The 223-nt window shown below is 47.5% G+C and carries 1 pseudogene; it reads right to left on the bottom strand.

The features are described 5' to 3' along the window. Positions 1-223 (bottom strand): annotated as a pseudogene (locus tag ACGF49_RS25485) (group II intron reverse transcriptase/maturase); the annotation flags it as partial.

The following is a 223-nucleotide window of genomic DNA, read 5'->3' as shown; positions in this document are numbered from 1 at the left end:
AACATTGAATGCGTTTTCCAGCGAGATGGATAACCCAGCATTTTCAGGATCAGATTCAGCTTTTTCCACGTCAGTCGGCGACGCCCACCTTGACGGTTGAACCATCTGTAGGTTATTCGCGTACTTTGGTAGATAAACTGCCCGACTCGTCTCTGGTTGTCAGATATGCCGTGATAATTTATCCAGCCTCTGATCACCCTGATGACGATATTCAGGGTAAGCC

This window comes from Photorhabdus sp. RM96S (assembly GCF_042879335.1).
GTDB classification, from domain to species: Bacteria; Pseudomonadota; Gammaproteobacteria; order Enterobacterales; family Enterobacteriaceae; genus Photorhabdus; species Photorhabdus kayaii.
The sequence above is the reverse complement of the archived record's forward strand: the minus strand, read 5'-3'. Positions and strand labels throughout refer to the sequence as shown.